Annotated in this window: 16 protein-coding genes; 5 read left to right on the forward strand and 11 right to left on the reverse strand. The window is 55.1% G+C overall.

The window, feature by feature from the left end:
• Positions 1 to 208: 208 nt before the first annotated feature.
• Positions 209 to 1075, reverse strand: a complete 867-nt coding sequence (gene gloB, locus C7402_RS20660) for a hydroxyacylglutathione hydrolase (protein WP_116611873.1) — start codon at positions 1073 to 1075, stop codon at positions 209 to 211.
• Positions 1076 to 1851: 776 nt separating this feature from the next.
• On the opposite strand from gloB, the gene C7402_RS20665 reads away from it, so the two are divergent.
• From C7402_RS20665 to C7402_RS20675, 3 genes are read left to right on the forward strand one after another with little or no spacing between them, the layout of a single operon-like run.
• A complete protein-coding gene (locus C7402_RS20665; RefSeq protein ID WP_116611874.1) occupies positions 1852 to 2904 on the forward strand; it encodes an aromatic ring-hydroxylating oxygenase subunit alpha in 1053 nt (350 codons plus the stop codon).
• Positions 2905 to 2921: 17 nt separating this feature from the next.
• Positions 2922 to 3092 (forward strand): rubredoxin, encoded by a 171-nt coding sequence (locus tag C7402_RS20670; RefSeq protein ID WP_116611875.1) that lies wholly within the window; start codon positions 2922 to 2924, stop codon positions 3090 to 3092.
• Positions 3089 to 4258 carry an FAD-dependent oxidoreductase gene (locus C7402_RS20675; RefSeq protein ID WP_116611876.1) on the forward strand — a complete coding sequence of 390 codons (1170 nt, stop codon included), beginning with the start codon at positions 3089 to 3091 and terminating at the stop codon, positions 4256 to 4258. Before C7402_RS20670 ends, C7402_RS20675 begins: the two co-directional genes overlap by 4 nt.
• A 90-nt stretch (positions 4259 to 4348) precedes the next feature.
• Here C7402_RS20675 and C7402_RS20680 read toward each other — a convergent pair whose 3' ends face one another.
• From C7402_RS20680 to C7402_RS20700, 5 genes are all read right to left on the reverse strand, one after another.
• The gene (locus tag C7402_RS20680; protein ID WP_116611877.1) at positions 4349 to 5371 is read right to left on the reverse strand and encodes a LysR family transcriptional regulator; all 1023 of its coding nucleotides are present in this window, start codon (positions 5369 to 5371) and stop codon (positions 4349 to 4351) included.
• 208 nt (positions 5372 to 5579) lie between these two features.
• Positions 5580 to 6545, reverse strand: a complete 966-nt coding sequence (locus tag C7402_RS20685) for a LysR family transcriptional regulator (RefSeq protein ID WP_165841934.1) — start codon at positions 6543 to 6545, stop codon at positions 5580 to 5582.
• A gap of 136 nt (positions 6546 to 6681) precedes the next feature.
• Positions 6682 to 7065, reverse strand: a complete 384-nt coding sequence (locus tag C7402_RS20690; protein WP_244314890.1) for a BON domain-containing protein — start codon at positions 7063 to 7065, stop codon at positions 6682 to 6684.
• A 200-nt stretch (positions 7066 to 7265) separates the two neighbouring features.
• Positions 7266 to 8366 carry a BMP family ABC transporter substrate-binding protein gene (locus C7402_RS20695; protein WP_116611879.1) on the reverse strand — a complete coding sequence of 367 codons (1101 nt, stop codon included), beginning with the start codon at positions 8364 to 8366 and terminating at the stop codon, positions 7266 to 7268.
• A 55-nt stretch (positions 8367 to 8421) separates the two neighbouring features.
• The gene (locus C7402_RS20700; RefSeq protein ID WP_116611880.1) at positions 8422 to 9276 is read right to left on the reverse strand and encodes a hypothetical protein; all 855 of its coding nucleotides are present in this window, start codon (positions 9274 to 9276) and stop codon (positions 8422 to 8424) included.
• Between the two features lie 538 nt (positions 9277 to 9814).
• Here C7402_RS20700 and C7402_RS20705 point away from each other — a divergent pair.
• Positions 9815 to 10792: an isopenicillin N synthase family dioxygenase gene (locus tag C7402_RS20705; protein ID WP_116611881.1), complete on the forward strand. Its 978-nt coding sequence runs from the start codon at positions 9815 to 9817 to the stop codon at positions 10790 to 10792.
• 159 nt (positions 10793 to 10951) lie between these two features.
• On the opposite strand, the gene C7402_RS20710 is transcribed toward C7402_RS20705, so the two are convergent.
• The 5 genes from C7402_RS20710 to C7402_RS20730 form a co-directional block, all read right to left on the reverse strand.
• Positions 10952 to 11914 (reverse strand): LysR family transcriptional regulator, encoded by a 963-nt coding sequence (locus tag C7402_RS20710; RefSeq protein WP_116611882.1) that lies wholly within the window; start codon positions 11912 to 11914, stop codon positions 10952 to 10954.
• Between the two features lie 290 nt (positions 11915 to 12204).
• Positions 12205 to 13548 (reverse strand): nucleobase:cation symporter-2 family protein, encoded by a 1344-nt coding sequence (locus C7402_RS20715; RefSeq protein ID WP_116611883.1) that lies wholly within the window; start codon positions 13546 to 13548, stop codon positions 12205 to 12207.
• Positions 13549 to 13748: 200 nt separating this feature from the next.
• Positions 13749 to 14837, reverse strand: coding sequence for a hypothetical protein (locus C7402_RS20720; RefSeq protein WP_116611884.1), 1089 nt, complete (start codon positions 14835 to 14837; stop codon positions 13749 to 13751).
• 37 nt (positions 14838 to 14874) lie between these two features.
• The gene (locus C7402_RS20725) at positions 14875 to 15945 is read right to left on the reverse strand and encodes an aromatic ring-hydroxylating oxygenase subunit alpha (protein ID WP_116611885.1); all 1071 of its coding nucleotides are present in this window, start codon (positions 15943 to 15945) and stop codon (positions 14875 to 14877) included.
• 258 nt (positions 15946 to 16203) lie between these two features.
• Positions 16204 to 17280: an aromatic ring-hydroxylating oxygenase subunit alpha gene (locus tag C7402_RS20730; RefSeq protein WP_116611886.1), complete on the reverse strand. Its 1077-nt coding sequence runs from the start codon at positions 17278 to 17280 to the stop codon at positions 16204 to 16206.
• A 365-nt stretch (positions 17281 to 17645) separates the two neighbouring features.
• Between C7402_RS20730 and C7402_RS20735 the strand changes: the two genes are divergently transcribed.
• Positions 17646 to 18308, forward strand: coding sequence for a GntR family transcriptional regulator (locus tag C7402_RS20735; protein ID WP_116611887.1), 663 nt, complete (start codon positions 17646 to 17648; stop codon positions 18306 to 18308).
• Positions 18309 to 18428: the final 120 nt, after the last annotated feature.

The following is an 18428-nucleotide window of genomic DNA, read 5'->3' on the forward strand; positions in this document are numbered from 1 at the left end:
CGATGGCCCGGAGGTGGAACGCCTTGCCGTGCTCTGTTCGTAGCGCGCAAAAGCAGAGGTGGTTCCCGAGCGACTCTTCGACGAACGCGCTCGTTGGCAGCAGCACCGTGGTGCTGGGTCGAGTCGTGAAATGGTTACGTCTCGTACTGAATTCGACTGATAGCAGGGGAAAAGAGTGAGCCCCTCATTGAAGCGCCAGCTGTTGTCACTACGCTGACCTGCTGTTCGCCAGCACGGGTGTTGACCACAGGCGCTCTGTCGGCACCGATTCGTCAGCGCGAAAGATGTCCTTCCAGCCGCGAAGAGGAGTGAACGCTGCGAGCCGATTCGGGATTGCGACTCGGAATCGGTCCTCCAGTGTGCCGAGGAACTCAGGGTTCTGCAGACGAAGGAAGGGGTTTACCGCCAGTTCGAGCTCGATAGACGTCGGCAATGTCGGCAGCCCGTCATATCTCAATGCTCTCGCCCGCTGATACCACAGATTTGTCTCAGTATTGGACGGCTCACAATGCCGCGCGAACTGAATGTTCGCGAGAGTGTATTCGTGCGCACAGTGGACTTTCGTATCTCGCGGCAGCACGGCAAGGCCGTCGAGCGATGCAAGCATTTGCTCAGCTGTGCCTTCTAACAATCTACCGCATCCGCTCGCGAACAGCGCGTCTCCACAAAATAGATGTGTCACGCCGGTACCGCGAGCGTCCTCGAAATAAGCAATGTGGTCCTGCGTATGACCTGGTATGGCAATGATGCTCGCCTCGAACGCAGGCTCGCTATATGTAAGACGAAATCCATGCCCGGCACGAGCGGAAACTCCGGGAATGAATGCCTTTGCGAGGCCGTATACGGGTATTGCATAGTCGCCCGACCAGGAGAGAAGCGCTTCGATGCCACCTGTATGGTCGGAATGGTGATGGGTTACCAGCACGCCGGTAAGCCGCAGACCATTTTCGTCGCAGTAACGGATGACCGGCGCCGTGTCGCCCGGGTCTACGACAATTGCCGAGCAGCCATCGGTGATGAGCCACGCGTAGTTATCACTGTAGATTGGGATAGGAACGTATTCAAGTTCTGTCACGTGCGACCTCGCCGAGAGTTGGTGAATCGCCAGTCTAGGCTGCTAACCGGCTACACACCATTTTGTACGTAGCACATCGCTACGCCTTGCCTCACAGCGCAACTCGACTTGCATAGATGTGCATAGCAATCTTCGACCCACTGCGGCAACGGTCCTCGCTTCTATTAGGAACCGGTCGCCCGGTTTCCGTACGTCCGCTAAGCCGTATTTGGCACCGTCTCGCATTCAAACACGGGTCCATGGCGCTCGCCTTCCTGCGGGCCTTTGTGTAGTCAAACTGCGCTAACGGTCAACGATGGTTGCACTCCCGTTCAAGCTAGCGACGGATGTGGACGCCTATCATCCCATCACCATTGAGAGCGGCTGACAACTGCCCGCTGAAGCCACTAATTAAATCATCAGGAGACGAAGCGACGCGCATTGCATACATCGCGTTCTTTACGCATGGATGCCATGCGCCCTTGCCGACGAATGCTGCCCTCGCAGACGGTCGGCTAGAGCTTCGAATGGACATCAGAAGGGGCAACCGGCTTTCGACGTTGGGCATGGTTTGTGGACCTCAAGCGCTGTCAATCAGATGCACCGCAATGCCTGCACTACCTTAGGGACAGCGCTGGCTCAGCCGGACGCTCGTCCGGAGGACTCATTACGCCACGCGCATAGACTCAATGCCGTGCGGTGGATTGGTTGGGTAAAAATGACTCGCTACATTTGTCTCCAGATGGTTGGAATCGCCTCAACCCCAAACGGTTTCGGGAACACTCTGGAGAACACCTATGTCCACAACGACCGCTTCGCCGCTGAATTTCCAGCGCGAGGCAAATCTGCCCCGCAACTGCACGTTCGACCCGCACGACTGGAAAATTCTGAGTCAATATTGGCACCCCGTTGCTCTCGCCGCGGAAGTTGGGGAGAAGCCCACGCGCGTCAAACTGCTAGATGAGGCGCTTGTCGTCTATCGGGCAAACGGTGCGCTCATCGCAGCTCGAGATGTCTGTCCGCACCGAGGCGCGCCTCTCAGTCAGGGGTGGGTGGAGGATGGGCAACTTGTATGCCCGTACCACGGTCTTGCATACGACACTAGCGGAAAATGCACGCGCATCCCATCTCAGGAGGGGCCGATTCCGGACCGACTGTGTTTGACCACGTTCGCGGTGCGCGAGGACTACGGACTCGTGTGGGTGTCTCTGGGAGGCGGGCAGAAGTCACTTCCTGAGTATCCCTCATGGGACGCCGAAGGCTTCCAACAGATTCTCTGTCCAACTATCGACATCAAGGCATCCGCGGGCCGACAAGTTGAAGGATTCATCGATGTCGCACACTTTGCGTGGATTCACCACGACAGCTTCGGCGACCGTTCGAACGCCTTCGTGCCCAAGTACACAGTAGAACGCCAGGGAACGGGATTCCGTGCCGAATACATCAGCACCGTGAGCAACTTCCCGAAAGCGCTACAGCACCGAGCTCCGGAGGGCTACCTGTGGCGCCGCGTGTTTGAGGTGGACGTTCCGTTTTTTGCGCGGTTGACTGTTCACTTTCCAGAGGGCGGGCGCATTCAGATTCTTAATGCTGCAAGTCCCGTATCGGCAAGGCTAACTCGCCTGTTCTGCCCCATCGCACGCAACTTCGATACGCATCTGCCGTTAGAGGATGTGTACGAGTTCAACAGGCAAGTTTTTGAAGAAGACCGTGCGATTGTTGAGCAGCAGTGTCCCGAAGACCTGCCGATTGACCGCTCCGCCGAAGTGCCTATCTTGGCAGACCGTTCCTCTGGTGCATATCGGCGCGCTCTTGCCGAAATTGGGCTGGGTCAGTCTTACACCAGCTAAAACGATGGGAGTCGAAGATGAAGACTTGGGAATGTGTAATTTGTGGCTTTCGATACGACGAGGCATTAGGTCTTCCTGAAGCTGGCATTGCTCCGGGGACATCTTGGGAAGCCGTACCTGAAGACTGGTTGTGCCCCGACTGCGGCACCGGCAAGCTGGATTTTGAAATGCAGGTGGTGGTTCTGTGAGCGACTCAACTGGCGCACCCATCATCATTGTCGGTTCCGGAATAGCTGGCTACACAATTGCCCGAGAACTGCGCAAACGCAACGCGGCTGTCTCCATCGCAATGGTAACTGCCGACGATGGATGTTTCTATTCGAAGCCAGCGCTCTCAAACGCACTCGCTGCGAGGAAAAGCATTGAAGAACTCGCAACGTGCGATGCCTCCACAATGGGCAGTCAGTTGGGGATGACGATTATTACCCACCGGAAAGTCGAAGCAATATTTCCGGAGAGTCATGAAATCCTCGTCGACGGTCATCGGTTACGTTACTCCAGTTTGGTACTTGCATTAGGCGCAGATGCACGGCGGATTCAACTAACGGGCGATGCTACCGAAGACGTGCTTTCGGTCAACGACCTCCGCGACTACGAGAGCTTCAGACGGAGAATTGATGGCGCAAAGTCAATCGCAGTTCTTGGTGCGGGGTTAATCGGCTGTGAATTTGCGAACGACCTTTCGATAGCGGGTTATGACGTGACGCTCATCGACCCGGCAGCAGCACCTCTGTCCAGATTGTTGCCGGAATCGGCCGGGGATGCCTTGGCGTTGGCGTTGATGAAGCACCGAATCCAAGTGCTGATGAACACATCCGTGCAAGCCGTCAATCGGTACGGTGAGGGATTCCGCTTGTGCTTCGCAGACGGTGCTTCGGTGGACGTCGACCTCGTCATGTCAGCTGTCGGCTTGATACCCAGAACAGCGCTCGCATTCTCCGCAGGCTTGGAAGTCGAAGTCGGAATTCGAACAGATGCTTGCTGCCGAACAAGCTCTGGCGACATCTATGCTCTTGGCGACTGCGCGGCGGTAAATGGGAAAGTGCAGCCATATGTGCTGCCAATCATGCACTCTGCGAGGGCGCTTGCGCAAACACTTTGCGGTGAAGTGACAAGTGTTACGTTCCCCGTCATGCCGGTAACGATTAAAACTCCAGCGCTGCCGACGGTCGTGGTGTCACCTGAGGGTGCTGGCGTTTGGCGCTACGAGTCGGACGTGCCGAACGCGGAGGGCGGATTCATGGCACTTTGCGAGGACCCCGGGACCAGCAGAGCGCTTGGATTTGCGCTCCTAGGCGGCGACCCGGCAGGGAAGGCGACACTCCTTAAGGCTTTGTCACAAGGGAAATTCTGAGGGTCGCGATAGAGCATGCCGCCTTGTGACATATGCGATGTGCTACTCGTACTCCCTGCCTCCCATTTCAGAAAATATCTTTAGCTCACGTCAGGTCGAAGAGTTGCCTCGTTTCTGCTCAGGTTTCGTCTGCTGCCCGGACCTTGTCGCCAGAGCAGTTTGAGCGACCTTCTTAACGAGCCGTCGGAGCCACCTAAGTGCCGCGCTCCGATGGCTCCCTTCATGCCATAGTTGATAGTATGTCAGCGCCGCAGCCGAGCAGGGGAGAGGCTCAACGCGCAGGGGCAACAGTTGAGCATAGTGCGCCGCAAGCGCACGAGTTGTCGTGAAGAGCAATTCGGACCGAGCAACTACATAGGGCGCCATTCCAAAGTAAGGGAGGGTCGCAGTAACCGTTCGCGTGAGGTCGTTCCGCGCGAGTTCGGTGTCAATCGTTCCCCAAGGACCAGTGTTGTATGTGGTCACAGACAGATGCTCTGCATTCTCGTAAGCGTCGCGCGTAAGCTTTCCTTTCGGAATCGGGTGGTCCGCACGCAGAAGACAGACCAAGTCATCCTCGCAAAGCGTTTGAATATGGAGATGTTGGGGAGGCTTCCTCCAATTTCCGACGACTAGGTCAAGTAGACCCGCCTCTAGGCCGCTCTCGTAGCCGCCGTCTACCATCTGCAAATGCTTCACCTCAAGCTTTGCGTGCGGAGCGGCTCGGCGAAAAGCGTCGATAATCTCTGGAACGAAAAATACATCCAGGTAGTCGGGTGAACCAATACGAAAAGTGCGCGTGCTCGATGCCGGTTCGAATGCATCATTCGGGTGAAGAATCGCGCTGATACTAGCCAGCGCCTGCGATGCCGGCTCGATGAGCGTCAATGCATGACTTGTCAATACCATCCTGCTCCCGCTGCGAACCAATAGGGGGTCTCCCGTCAACTCTCGTAGGCGGCGCAGGGCTGCACTTACCGCGGGTTGAGACTGGCCAAGCAGCTTCGCCGCACGAGAAACACTCGATTCCGTGAGAAGTGTATGCAACACGGAAATCATGTGCGAATCAATGCTGTCTTTGGACATCGATAGAAGGTCTAGGGTTTGCAGTGTGACGAACGAGATGCTGGGCATCGATGCGTCGTCACTCGAAAGCGACGACGTGCGTACGACTTCGAAATATACGACTGGATATATCGAAGGTCAACTCCGGCGCGTACTTGTCGAGTTCAACTTGAGTTTGATGACGACGCGTCTCGAACGCATGCTGTGGAACTTCATCGCTCGCCAAGGTTATCTTCGTTCGACAAGTCCAACTGTTTCGGAATGCTCGGTGGTGTCCTTAGGGAACGTTCAAAGCGTTTTCCGCTTGCAGTGTCTTCCATGCGGCCCTGACCTTTGCCTTGACCCATGAAATACGGAGTGGGTCTCTTGTAGCGAAGGTCGACATTTGAAAGTAGTTGATAGGCGGCAACTCAACGTCAAGCGGCGACATATGCAGCGGAAGAAAAGATGCATAGTGTTCCGCAAATCGTCTAGAGGTAGTAAAGAGAAGGCCAGACCTCTCCAGCAAATGCGGTATCACGTCAGCGAAGGGCATCGCCACTGTATTTCGGCGACTCATCTGCCGAGCGCGTAGAGCGCTCTCGATGGCATACTGAGGTCTTCCGCGATGAGACAGCAAGGCAACGTGTTCCGCTTTCTCGTACTGAGCACGTGATATATGCGGCTGCCGCGATAGCGGATGCCTCTTGCTCATGAGGCAAACCAATTCGTCCGTGCCGATAAGTTCATGGCCAATCGGAACTTCCCCTAATGTACTCACAATTGCTGTATCGACGCTACCTGACCAGAGTTCCTGCGACACATCCTCTGCTTCAATCGACTTGAACTCTACGGAGGTGTGTTCTGAGCTCCTCAGAATTTCAGCGGTTATGGCGGGGACGAGGATGCTGGAGATTTCGTCGATACAAGCGACCACACATTTTCGTGGCACGATAGCATCCGATTTTCCATGTGCGCGACCACTGAGGAGTTCGACGCATTCGGTGACGGCTGAAAGAGAGCCAATTAGTTCCAGCGCACGTTCGGTAGGGACCAGTCGAGACTTGCCTCGAACGAGAAGTGGGTCGCCGAGCATGGTGCGAAGCCGCGCGAGGGTTCCGCTGACCGCTGACTGCGACATATTGAGGCGCACCCCTGCGCGGGTAATGCTTTGCTCCTGCAAAACGACGCTGAGAATATTGAACATGTTTAGATTAACCCGCTCTAGATGTTCATACTCGGCAATTGAATCAACAACAGGCATATTCACTCTCATTGTTCTCACGCAAGTGCGCAGGTGGCAGGTCAGTGCACCTGCGCGTGTGTATCTGTCTCTTAGGAACCGAACGCTGGCTAAGCGCGAGGGGATGCCTCACGCCCCGCGCTTTTTATGGGAGCGCTCATCTCCAGGAGTTCGTGGGCTTACTCGCCGTCAGCGTGTTTTTAACCGAGGTAACACCCGGTACGCCCATGGCAACGTTTCCTGCAAGTTCAATCTGTTCTTGATTCTTCACTGTCCCTTGGAGGGTGATTTGTCCATTCCGGGCGCGCACGGCGATGTCGAGTGCCGTAAGTCCTTTTGTTTTCCGGAGGGCCGATTTCACCTGACGTCGCAGTGCACCGTCGCTGATTCGTGGCGCTGACGCATTGTTCGCCGACTGTGTCGCGCTACCTGGTTCAGGAGGTTGGGCTGATGTACTGCACGCCCAGGCAAGGGAGGCAGTGAGCAGGGCGACGCTAGCTACAGTGGACACCTTCATGTTTTCATCCTCGTCTAGTTTCATCAATGTTGTTCGAGGTGGTGGGTGCGCTTGCCGAACAGAACCTATATCTGTCCCGACCACCCGTTCTTGGAGGCATAGCGAGACCGGGGCGAGGAGGCACGCTTTGCTCTGCTGCGCAGGAGTTGCGTCTCTCTTCCATCCCATTGAGCCGAAGACCGTGTTTCGGCGATTTGGCAGTCACGTCTGTCGTGTGTTCCATTTCACGGCGAGACCTTCCCTTGTACGCCTTCGACGAACCAGTTCATGCTGCCGAGTGCGTCGGCGGTGAGAGCTTTTCCTTGCTCAACGCGAACCTTTCCCGAATCGTCCTTGATTGGGCCAGTGAAAGGGTCGAGTCGGCCCCCCTTTAGTGCCTCATGAGCATTTCGCGTTGCTTGCTGCACGCGGTCGGGTACCACCGCTTGATTAATATGTGTGAGGTCGACCAAGCCTTCTTTGACCCCCCAGTACACGGGCTTGCTAGTCCACGTTCCTTGCTGAATCTCATCGATGACTTTGACGTAGTACATGCCCCAGTTATATTCGATTGAACCAAGCTGCGCATGAGGCCCCCACTTACTCATATCGGCATCAAAACCGAAGGCATAGACTTTGTGGTCTTCCGCAACCGACATCATTGCCGTCGAATCTGTACTTTGTGATAGAACATCAGCGCCAAGTCCAATCAACGTTTCTGCGGCCTGCCTTTCCTTTCCCGGGTCGAACCAGCTGTTAATCCAGACGACTTTCACGATAGTATTCGGCGCCACGGAGCGTGCGCCGAGTGCGAAAGCATTAATGTTTCTTACAACCTCCGGAATCGGCATGGAACCAACAAAGCCAAGCACGTGCGACTTGGACATGTACCCGGCGACAATGCCAGCCAAATACTCTGCCTCGTAAACTCGCCCGTTATAGGTGCCGAGGTTTGGCGAAGTTTTGTAGCCAGCACTGTTCAGAAATACAGTATCAGGGTAGTTGCGGGCGACCTGGAGCATTGAATTCATGTATCCAAAGCCGGTGCCGATGATTACTTTGTCACCCTGGGCCGCACGGTTTCTAAATACTCGAGATGCCTCAGCGCTCTCCGGTACATTCTCGACTCTGGTCACCTTTATCCGATTTCCATACAGCTTCTCGGCGGCCGAAATCCCGATTTCGTGTGACCGCGTCCAGCCACCATCTCCTGGATTTCCAAAGTACACAACGGAAATATTTAGCGGCGGGGTGACGGCCAAAGATTGGTGTGATGCCGTCAGGAACTGTAGCGACAGTAATGAAAGTGCGACGCGAAATATGGCACGCCGGCTTATCTTGAGCATGGTGGTCTCCAAGTATCAATGGCTTTGGGCGAAGCAGAGGGGGAATCTTGTAGTGTCAGAAGTGAAATGTCGCTTGAACGAACGGTGTACTTTGAATCGCTCCGCCCAACGACGTGGGGGCTCCGAACTTGTGATACCAGTATTGCCAACCGATGCCCGCTTCTATCCAGTTCTTCTTTCCGAACGCGAGTTGACCAACATCGACCATCAGTCTAGGGTTAAGCAGTACCTCGGTCTTTGTCGATGTAGCGTAGTCGTTTCCCTTTGGTCCAATCACGTTCAGGTAGCCTTGAAAGCTGAGCGGAATCGGACCAATGGCAAACGGGATGTTCCACGAACTTCCAATCGTATAGGTCCAGTGGAAACTAGTGGGACCGTAGTAGCCGTCATTGTTGAACTCTTTATATGCCCCAACGGAAATCTGCCAGAACCCAACGGGTACCTTGATGTGGAAGCTCGGCCCGAACTGGATTGCAAGTTCGCCTGACGCATAGTAGTTATTCTTCGCGTCCCAGTTGAAACCTGAGTTGAAGCCAATGTCGGAGAAGGGCCCAAAAGTGAATTTGTCGGTTCCAAAAATCTTGTTGAAGCTCAGGTCGTTCCGATACACAAACCAGCCTTCATAGGCACCTTGCGGCTGATGGTTTGTCGAGTTGGCAGGGTCTTGACGGTTTGACATCATGAGCAGGGCGTCAAAGAAGTTGGTCCCGTACTTGAATCCGTCGGTGTGGCTGAACTCGATGTTGTTCATCCCAACGTCGCTCCCACCGGGTTGGCTCGGACTCGTCACTCCTGGCATTCTGAAGTACGGGCCGTACCAGTAAGAAATCGTGTCGTCTGCCCACTCAAAGGCTTGAGCGTTTGAAGCGAACGTAAGGCATGCTGCCACTGCCAACAGCCGAATCTTCATATAGTTCTCCTAATTATATGTTTCGGGAAATACAGATATTTCGAGCCAACCGCATACCCGTTTCGTTCCCCTACATTGCCAACGCTGGTCCCGCTTACAAGAACGACGTCCTTCACCTATGCGGAATAGCCAAGCTAGGCCACACGTGCAGTTTGCTTTTCCTCACGGGCGATGCACTTCAAGGACTTGACAGGATGGCTTTCTAGTGCGCAAAACTGGTACACCAGACAGTATTCCAAAAAAGCCAAACGGCCAAGTGTTTCAAAATCAGTGAAAGCCCCAACCTCGGGGGTTAGTGTCTTGGTGCGAAGGCGGGCCGCTGTATGAGTAGCACTGCAAGTGCCTGAATTTCCGGGTGTGCGGGCATCTGGGAACCGCCGCGCAGAAAGGGTGGAGTTCGCGTGCCAAATATGAAACGTTGCGTTTCATGGATGGCCTTCCGGTGAAAAAATTGGAGGGATAGATTCAAACTGTCGCGCCATCTGAGTTGCTCGGTGGCGCCTCTCGTTAAAGCCACCAGCAGCCCCAGGAACTAAAGATGATTACCTATACCCCACCCGGCCCGGCAAAGTTCATCCCAGTCATCGACCTCGAGGGGAGCTTTTCGGACGACGTTGAAGTAAGAAGAAAGGTTGCGTGGGAGGTTCACAAGGCATGCCGCGATACTGGATTTTTCTACATCTCTAACCATCGCGTACCTGAGTCCGTGACGGAAGGTCAACTCGCCTTGGCTCGTCAGTTTTTTTCACTTCCTCAAGATGAGAAGCTGAAAATCAACTTCAATGACAACCCTTCTATGCGTGGTTACGAACCGATGTCGAGCCAGGCTCTCGACGACGGGTCGCTACCTGATTTGAAAGAGGGTTTCATGGCAGGCATTGACGGTCTGCAAGCGTACGTGACAAAAGGTGAATACAACAGCAAAAATCAGTGGCCTGAAACGCTGCCGACAATGGCGCCAACGACGGATGCCTATCTTCACAGCATGCTCGCGTTGGGGCGTCACCTGCTGGGCGTGCTTGCACTGTCGCTCGAATTGCCGGAGGAGTACTTCGCTGACGGCCTCGATATGCCGATGATTACCACGCGCTTGCTCCACTACCCGCCTCAATCAAAGGTTGGCGAGGGCAATCAGCTCGGTGCAGGGGCGCATACCGACTGGGGGATGCTGACGATGTTGCTCCAGGATGACGTCGGAGGACTGGAGGTCCGCAATGCGGACGGCGAGTGGGTGCGAGCGCCGCACATCCCCGGAACCTTCGTAATAAATCTGGGCGACATGGTACCTGTGCTAACAAATGGTGTGTACCACTCGAACATGCATCGTGTCCTAAACTTGGCACCAGATAAGCATCGCTACTCGGTGCCCACCTTCTTCGACCCTAACTACTTCTACAGAATTACGCCGTTGTTGTCGTGTGGCGCAAAGCAGAATGGTTCGGTTCGAGAGTACACGGTTGGGGAGCACATCGCCGAAATGTATGCGAAGACCTATGGAAATGCGGTTGCGGCGTGACGCCTGACTCGCGAGGCGTGTGTATGTCCGGGAAGGCACGAAGGGGTAGCCTCCCCGGCGCAACCAACTTTGGCGAATGGGTCGATGCGAGGAGTGCGCATTACCAACCGGCAGTATCACCGACCAATAGCGGAACGTCGCAGCAACAGCCTGTGGAGCTCACTCCGAGGGAGCTTTGGGGAGCACGGTTGCAGACGAGGCGACATAGTTGTTGAAGGTCGGTATGTCCACGATGCTCTGCGTGACTAGGTCGATGAAGCTCTTGAGCTTCTTGCTGCCGTAGCGCTGCCTGTGATAGGCGCAAAAAATACGTTGCATCTCGGGCTTCCAGTCCTGCAAAACTGGAATCAAACTCCCATGCCTGATTTCTGGTTGGACAAAAAAGTCTGGGAGCAGAGCAATTCCTAACCCGTCAACGCAGAACGTCTTCATTACCCAGTAGTCGTTGGTTTCGATGATTGACCGACTTATGTACGGTTGAGACGTTTGCTGAGAATGGAGCATCACCTGTCCTGCTGACTCAGACTCACGAAGTGCAATTCGCTCGTGTCGGACCAACTCCTTTGGGTCGGAGGGCAGGCCTTGCCGTCGTGCGTAAATTGGACTTGCATACAGACCGTAGCTCAGCCTGCCGACCGGTTTGGCGATTACGTTCGGAAGGTCCGGCGCCTCTGAGCAAATGTAACAGTCGGCGTCTTCAACTCGCGGCGAGTGAGGTAGTCCGGCAGCATACAGTTCGCAGACGACGTTGCTGTACCTCGTCAAAAATTGGCGGGTCACGTAGCAGACGAACGTCGTCGTAAAATGGTTCTCGGCGAGAATGCAGAGCCGTCCCTTTACGCCGTTGTTGAGCTCTTGAACCTCCGCGCGGGCTCGCTCCAAGCGGCCACTCATTTCGAGCAAGAGCGCCTCGCAACGGATATAGAAAGCTTTGCCTGCCTCGGTCGGCACGACCCGCCTGGACGACCGTTCTACCAGTTCGACTCCGAGGTCTTGCTCAAGCCGTAACAGGTGGCGGCTTAGGGTTGACTTCGAGATGCCGGTCATCGCTTCGGCTTTCGTTAGGCTACCGGTCCGAACAATTACTGCAAACGCTTCAATAAGCTTAATATCGAGTGCCATCTGAGGTCAGAGCGGCAAGCTAGCGGACGTAGTCCGCGCTATGGGGTACTGGGCGCGCCGGGTCGGACAGTGAGGCCGATTGAGGCTGCTCGGGGGCGCGGTTTTCGCCCAGCGTACCAGAAGTGGAATTGGTTCGCGAGGGCCCGGGAACCAGCATCACATTTTCCAATCGGTAGCGTTTGTGTGACTACTGGCGTAAATTGGTAGGAAGAGTGCTTGGCGGCGCTACGGTACGTCGAAGGCGTGCCGCAGCGCCGCCAATCTGGCGGGTAAATACAGCGTACTGCGAGTTAGGCTTCGTAGTCTCGCGCTGTCTCCAAAGTGAGGCGGGCAGCTTCTTCGTCGCTGCTCAACCCGTTCAGAGCAACGTTCAAGATGATGGCGGCAACCGCAGTCAGGAGAATGCTACTGCTTAATATCGGACTGAGCGAGCTTGGGAGCTTGGCGAAAAGCTTGTCTGACACAACGGGAATCATCCCCACTCCTACGCTGATGGCAACAATGTAGAGATTGTGAGTCCGATTGAAGTTCACTTTAGTGAGCGTTTTGATTCCGTTAGACGCCACCATGCCGAACATTACGATGCCTGCACCGCCCAATACGCACGGTGGAATGGAAGCCACAACCACCGAGAGCTTCGGGACCAAGCCGAGCAAGATGAGAATCACTCCACCGACAGCGCACACCCAACGGCTCTTTACGCCTGTCACCGCAACAAGACCGACGTTCTGGGCAAAGGAGGTGTACGGGAACGTGTTGAACAGCCCTCCGATGATGTTGCCAACGCCATCCGCTCTGAAGCCGCGAGTCAAGTCTTTTTCCGTGATGGGTTTTCCCGTAATTTCGCCAATGGCCAGAAACATTCCCGCCGATTCGACAAAGGTAACGAGCATAACAACGCACATTGACGCGGTTGCCCAAAGGTCAAACTTCGGGGCACCAAAGTGCAGTGGAGTCACCCATCCAATCCATGCAGCGTCATGCACGCCGGCGAGCGAGACTTGGCCGAGCGGGACTGCTATGATGAATCCGAAAATGAGTCCCAGAAGAATCGCCAGGTTAGCAAGGAATCCGCGAGCGTACTTAACCATCAACAGAACGAAGATGAGTACTGAAGCGGCGATGCCCAGGTAGACAGGGTTGCCAAAGTCGGGATTCCCAAATCCACCACCCGACCATGCTGCTGCGACACCCATGAGCGAAAGGCCGACCATGAGGATTTCCGTGCCCGTGACAATGGGAGGGAAGAACCGGAGGAGTTTCCCTACAAGCGGCGCGACGATAATGCCAAAGACTCCCGCGGAAATGGTTGCACCGTAAATTCCAAGAAGGCCCAGTTCCGGATTTGACCCAATGGCAATCATGGGTCCAAGAGCAGTGAATGTGACGCCCATCATGATTGGGAGGCGAATCCCAATGCCCTTGAATCCAATCGTTTGTACCAGCGTTGCAAGGCCACCGGCCATAAGGTCCGCATTTATGAGGAACGCAACCTGGTCCTTGGGCAGTTTCAGGACAGCACCGATGATTAGTGGTGTCGCAATAGCCCCAGCGTACATTATCAGAACGTGCTGGATGGCCAGTAAGACCAACTCACCCAACGGTAACTTCTCGTCGCTTTCTGCATCAAACATGATTCACTCTCTTGTGGGCAAATATTGAGGTGCACCAGCATCCGCGCCTAAGTTATGTCGGCCACTCGACGCGCGTATTTGGGGGAGGGTTCCTGGAGGTTAAAGGAACCATCAGATTCAAAGCGGCGATTCACAGTTACGTGAATCGCCGCGAATAGGACCCGCTTGCCAGTCTCGGGCCAGTCCGATTGCAGTCGAGGCTACGCCCGATGAGCGTTGACGAAGTCTTCCGCAGACTGCGCTTTCTTCTTCGCTTCATGGACAGCGACGCGCTCCGCGTAGAGCTCTCGCACGAACTTCGCGACGAGGCAACTGTCGGCGAACATGTTGTACTTCCAACCCGTCCCGTACGCTGCGAGGTTGATATTGTCGATGGTCATGATTTCCATCTTCGAATCGTCGACCTCCAGGTACTGGTCGATGACTTTTCGGACGAGTTCCTTCGTGCACGCGAGCTTGTGTGCATGCCATTCCTCGGTATGCCACTCACCAGGTTTGGGGTTTGAGAACGGATATTGAATCGCGCGGCCGGGCCTGTCGAAGCCAAGACCATCCCAGGGGCCGGTCTCGAACGCCCACCAATTACGCGGACCGTTCGGCGCCGCCGGACGAACCTGCGTCCAAACGACCATGTTCTGCTTCAGCCACTCGTCTGCGAAACTATCGTCGTTGTACGGGTCGAGTTTCCTGATGGCCTCTTTGTCGCCGCGCAACTGAGCGACCGCTTGCTCTACCTCATTCTCAATCTTGAATATGCAGTGGCTGTAGTCCATGCAGAAGTTGAATGGAATGCCACGGCTGCGAACTGCTTCCGCCACCTTGGTGACACGTCGGAAATCTTCGGACCACATGTCAACATGGGATTCAAAGGAAATCGTCAGGTCAAACTGCTTGGCTTGGTCGTAGGTGTAAAGGTAGAAGTCGATGACCTCCTGGTCAGTGATGTAGTGCCCGTCACCGTGTTTGGCCCAAATCATCAGATTGTGAAACTTTGACCCGACCTCATGGGCGCGCTTGAGATTCGACCGTAGAATCTGGTCATCCTTTCCAAGCACATACGTCCAGCTGCCGGAGAGGACAGGGAGGTGATACTTCTCGCTGGCTTTTTGGTACTGGTGCAGTTGGTCATCGTCGACGGGAATGCGGTCGACGAAATCCCAAAGGCCCGACTCCGAAAGCAGGCGTAACTGCTCTGCAATCGGAAGCTCTTCATCCGAGACGGGATTTTCGATTGACGAAGGTTGAACGCCCCGCCCAGCGCATGCCAGCTTAAACATCTTTTTTGTCATCACTTACTCCTGGAAAATGCAACGTCAAATTCATGATTTAGAGCGGTCGTAGGTCGGAGTACTGCCGTTCGCTCTCAATGACTGGCTCATGAAGCGCCTTCTTGAACGCGGCGGCGCCATCCCTTGCCGCTTCACTCAACTCACGCATCCACTTCCGGTACTGGACTGACACCTTGTCGGTCACCACGGGTACTTCGTCCGTGGTCATCTCGGCGGGCCATTGCGATTCGATGACCGGCTTGTCCTCAGCGAATACGACGTCGTTGAATGCGATGTGGAGATAGTCCGAATCGCTTCCTTGCTCACGGGCGAAAATCAGGAAATTCTTGGTGTGCGACTCGTCGACGGGGCACGACACGTTGAACAGCACATGCTGGGAGCTAGTGGAGTACTTTTCCACGGCCAGATTGATGGCAAATGGCATGCTGCAGTGATAGGTGAACGTGCCAATCGGAGCTTGGTCCGGAACGTCCATGCCCGCAGGTGTCTCGTAGACGAAGCGGAATTGCCCGTTGACGCGGTCCATTGGAACGATGGGTGGCTCGGCGTTGTTTGGGTCAAAGAGCGTGCCCGGGTGGATGAATGCAAAATGGGAGAAATCAGTGAAGTTCTCCCAACGGCGCTCGGCGGATGCGTCCCACCAGTAGGGTTCCTGTACTACGATTCTCATCTTCGGGTCTTCGGCGGCGCTGAAGTACGGAATCTGGGTGCAGTCGAAGGACGAGTCGAGCCGGACCCAAATCAACCCGTACTTCTCCTCACAATCGAAGCTGTCGACGCGGGCCTTATTGGGAATCGGATTGTCGGGGCAAGCTGGAATCTGCGTGCAGGCTCCAGCCGTGTCGTATTTCCAGCCGTGGTAAGGACATTGGAGCTGGCCGTCAACGACCTGCCCACAGGAGAGCTTCGCGGACCGATGGGCGCACCGGTCTCGCATTGCCACATACTTTCCATTGAGCTTAGCCACCACAAGCTGCTCCCTGAGCAACGTAACGCCGAGCGGGCCGAAGCTTGTCGGCTGGGCCTTCTCAAGTTCAGTTACTGTGCACACCGGGTGCCAGAAGTGCCGGAGATACTGGTTGTCCTTAATCAGCGGTACGGGTTGCATTCCTGTCTCCTTTGTTGATTCGTTAAACTAACTACTAACAAGTAGTCGGCAAGACCTTGTTCGGTTGGCAGTCTCGAGGGCGACTCGCGTGGTTTATTAAATGTCAAATCTGGTATACCAGAAATTACGAAGTCAATAAACGCATGTCAAGCGAGTCGTTCAGCTTTTGAAAACGGAAGGGGGAGAATCTATGCTCGAACGTCGGCTAGACGTGCACGTTTGCAGGTGGAAGCCGCGCGCTTCGAAGTAAGACAGGTCCTATCCTGCCATCTCGTCAATGATATTAGTGCGCAGAGCCTCGCGAAACGCTTCTTTGCCGCTCGGTGCAGCGAGGGACAGCTCACGATGCCACTTACGGTACTGGATAGACACCTTGTCCGTAGCGACGGATATTTCAGTGGCAGATACTTCGGCAGGCCATTGAGACTCGATAATCGGTTGGTCTTCCTCCAATACGCGTTTCTGGAATGCGAGATGGACGTGGTCCGGCTGGCCGTCACGTTCACGGATGATGACCATGAAGTTGCGGCAAGTTTTTTCGTCAATGGGTGACGCGGTGGTCCAGAGGATGAATCGAGAGCCGTCGCGCCAAAGCTTGATTTCCAGGTTGATGGAGTAGGGCATGGTGCAACGGTAGATGAAGTCACCCATCGGCGCTTCTTCGGGGATGCCTTCCATCTCGCGGGGAGGAGAGAGTTCGAACTGCAATTCGCCGTCTACGCGATTGACCAGGACCAACGGATGGCTTGCAAAGAAGGGGTCGTAAAGCGTGCCCGGATGCACGAATGCAAAATGTGAGAAGTCGGTGAAGTTTTCCCAACGGCGCTCTGCGACCGTGTTCCAGATATAGGAGTCTGCCACGATAACCTGCATGTCTGGGTTGTCCCAATCTCCGAGGAACGGAATCTCGGTGCAATCGTATGAGTTATCGAGGCGCACCCAAACAATTTGATACTTGACCTCGCAGTCGTACATGGCGAGCTTCGCTCGCGGCGGCACTGGCTTGTCAGGGCATGCCGGGACGACCTTGCAAACACCTTCATTGTCGTACTGCCATCCGTGATACGGGCACTGCAATGTGTCTCTGCCGTCACACTTCGCGATGCGCCCAATGGATAGCTGCGCAGAGCGGTGAGCGCACCGGTCCGGGGCGGCGACAATCTTGCCGTTCAGCCTCGCTAGAACCAGTTTTTCACCGAGCAGCGTGACGGCCATTGGTCCGTGGCCAGATGCGTTGGACCGCTCAAATTCGTCGAGGGTACAGACTGGGTGCCAGAAATGCCGAAGATAGGACTTGTCTTCCAGAAGTGGCTTGTACTGTTCACGCGCACTCATTCAATGCTCCTGTGGGTAAGGTGATACGTTCTTGAAATCTAAGACGCCAAAACACAAATCTGGTATACCAAAGTAGAGCGCAAAAAAAACGGATGCAATCAGGGATTTCCTGCATCCGTGGCAATTGGGGCTTCGGAGATACATTTTTCGTGCCAGCTACTCGTTACTCCCAATATGCGCTGTAGCCGCTTTCGTAGCAAAGGGCGCTAAAATGCGTATCCAGATAGCCAGCGGCGTCGCACGGTGCATTTTCGTGCGACTTTGGTGCATCGGGTTCATTTTGGTGCCAAAACGCCCATCTGGAGTACCATGGCATTGGTTGTTGAATTCCAACACTCACGCGCGGGCTCGCGCCTTTCCAGAACATGCTGACCCAGAAGATAGTAGGCGCAATCTCGGATGCAATCTATCATCGAAGACTACCGCCAGGCGCCAAACTGAATGAGCGCGACATCGCGGAGCTCTATGGCGTGAGCCGCACCGTGGTGCGTCAGGCTCTGATTCGGTTGTCTCAGGACGGCCTGGTTGAGATTTCGCCAAAGCGTTCCTCATCTGTCTGGCGCCCCACGTTCGACGACGCATTTGAGCTGTACCAAATGCTGCTCGTGCTCGAGAGTGGCGTAATCGACCAGTTGACCAAAAGCATTACGGCAGACCAGTTGAAAGCCTTGAGGGCGCACACGACGAAGGAGAAGGCCGCTTTCGAAAAGGGCAAGCATGACCTTGGCGATAGACTCGGACGAGAGTTTCATGAGTTGCTCATTTCCTTTCTGAACAACGCGACGCTGAACCAGATTCACCATCAGCTGAGGCGCCGCGAGGCACTTATCAATGCGATGTTCCGCGTGGGCTTCGACTACTGCCAGCTGCGCGACGAGCACTCACAACTCGTTGAATGTTTGGAGAACAGGGATGCAACGGCGGCTAAGGCGCTTCTCGCATCCCACTACAACCTCGTCATCCGGGGCTATCGATTCGACGCCATGGCTACACCGGAAGTAGACCTCTCGCTCGCACTAGCGCACTAAACGGCGCTCACACATCGGCCTGCGTTCGCGGGCCGAAAATCCCCTCCGCGGACCTTCTGAAGCGCACTCGCGTTTCGCCTCAGTGTTATCCCCGACAAAAAAACGCTTGGCGTCAGGAAA

The sequence above is a fragment of the Paraburkholderia unamae genome (assembly GCF_003096875.1).
In the GTDB taxonomy this organism is placed as follows: Bacteria; Pseudomonadota; Gammaproteobacteria; order Burkholderiales; family Burkholderiaceae; genus Paraburkholderia; species Paraburkholderia unamae.

Coding starts and splice junctions, on each gene's coding strand:
- C7402_RS20665 (WP_116611874.1), top strand. CDS start 1,852: ATGTCCACAACGACCGCTTCGCCGCTGAATTTCCAGCGCGAGGCAAAT.
- C7402_RS20670 (WP_116611875.1), top strand. CDS start 2,922: ATGAAGACTTGGGAATGTGTAATTTGTGGCTTTCGATACGACGAGGCA.
- C7402_RS20680 (WP_116611877.1), bottom strand. CDS start 5,371: ATGCCCAGCATCTCGTTCGTCACACTGCAAACCCTAGACCTTCTATCG.
- C7402_RS20685 (WP_165841934.1), bottom strand. CDS start 6,545: ATGCCTGTTGTTGATTCAATTGCCGAGTATGAACATCTAGAGCGGGTT.
- C7402_RS20690 (WP_244314890.1), bottom strand. CDS start 7,065: ATGAAACTAGACGAGGATGAAAACATGAAGGTGTCCACTGTAGCTAGC.
- C7402_RS20695 (WP_116611879.1), bottom strand. CDS start 8,366: ATGCTCAAGATAAGCCGGCGTGCCATATTTCGCGTCGCACTTTCATTA.
- C7402_RS20700 (WP_116611880.1), bottom strand. CDS start 9,276: ATGAAGATTCGGCTGTTGGCAGTGGCAGCATGCCTTACGTTCGCTTCA.
- C7402_RS20705 (WP_116611881.1), top strand. CDS start 9,815: ATGATTACCTATACCCCACCCGGCCCGGCAAAGTTCATCCCAGTCATC.
- C7402_RS20710 (WP_116611882.1), bottom strand. CDS start 11,914: ATGGCACTCGATATTAAGCTTATTGAAGCGTTTGCAGTAATTGTTCGG.
- C7402_RS20715 (WP_116611883.1), bottom strand. CDS start 13,548: ATGTTTGATGCAGAAAGCGACGAGAAGTTACCGTTGGGTGAGTTGGTC.
- C7402_RS20720 (WP_116611884.1), bottom strand. CDS start 14,837: ATGACAAAAAAGATGTTTAAGCTGGCATGCGCTGGGCGGGGCGTTCAA.
- C7402_RS20725 (WP_116611885.1), bottom strand. CDS start 15,945: ATGCAACCCGTACCGCTGATTAAGGACAACCAGTATCTCCGGCACTTC.
- C7402_RS20730 (WP_116611886.1), bottom strand. CDS start 17,280: ATGAGTGCGCGTGAACAGTACAAGCCACTTCTGGAAGACAAGTCCTAT.
- C7402_RS20735 (WP_116611887.1), top strand. CDS start 17,646: ATGCTGACCCAGAAGATAGTAGGCGCAATCTCGGATGCAATCTATCAT.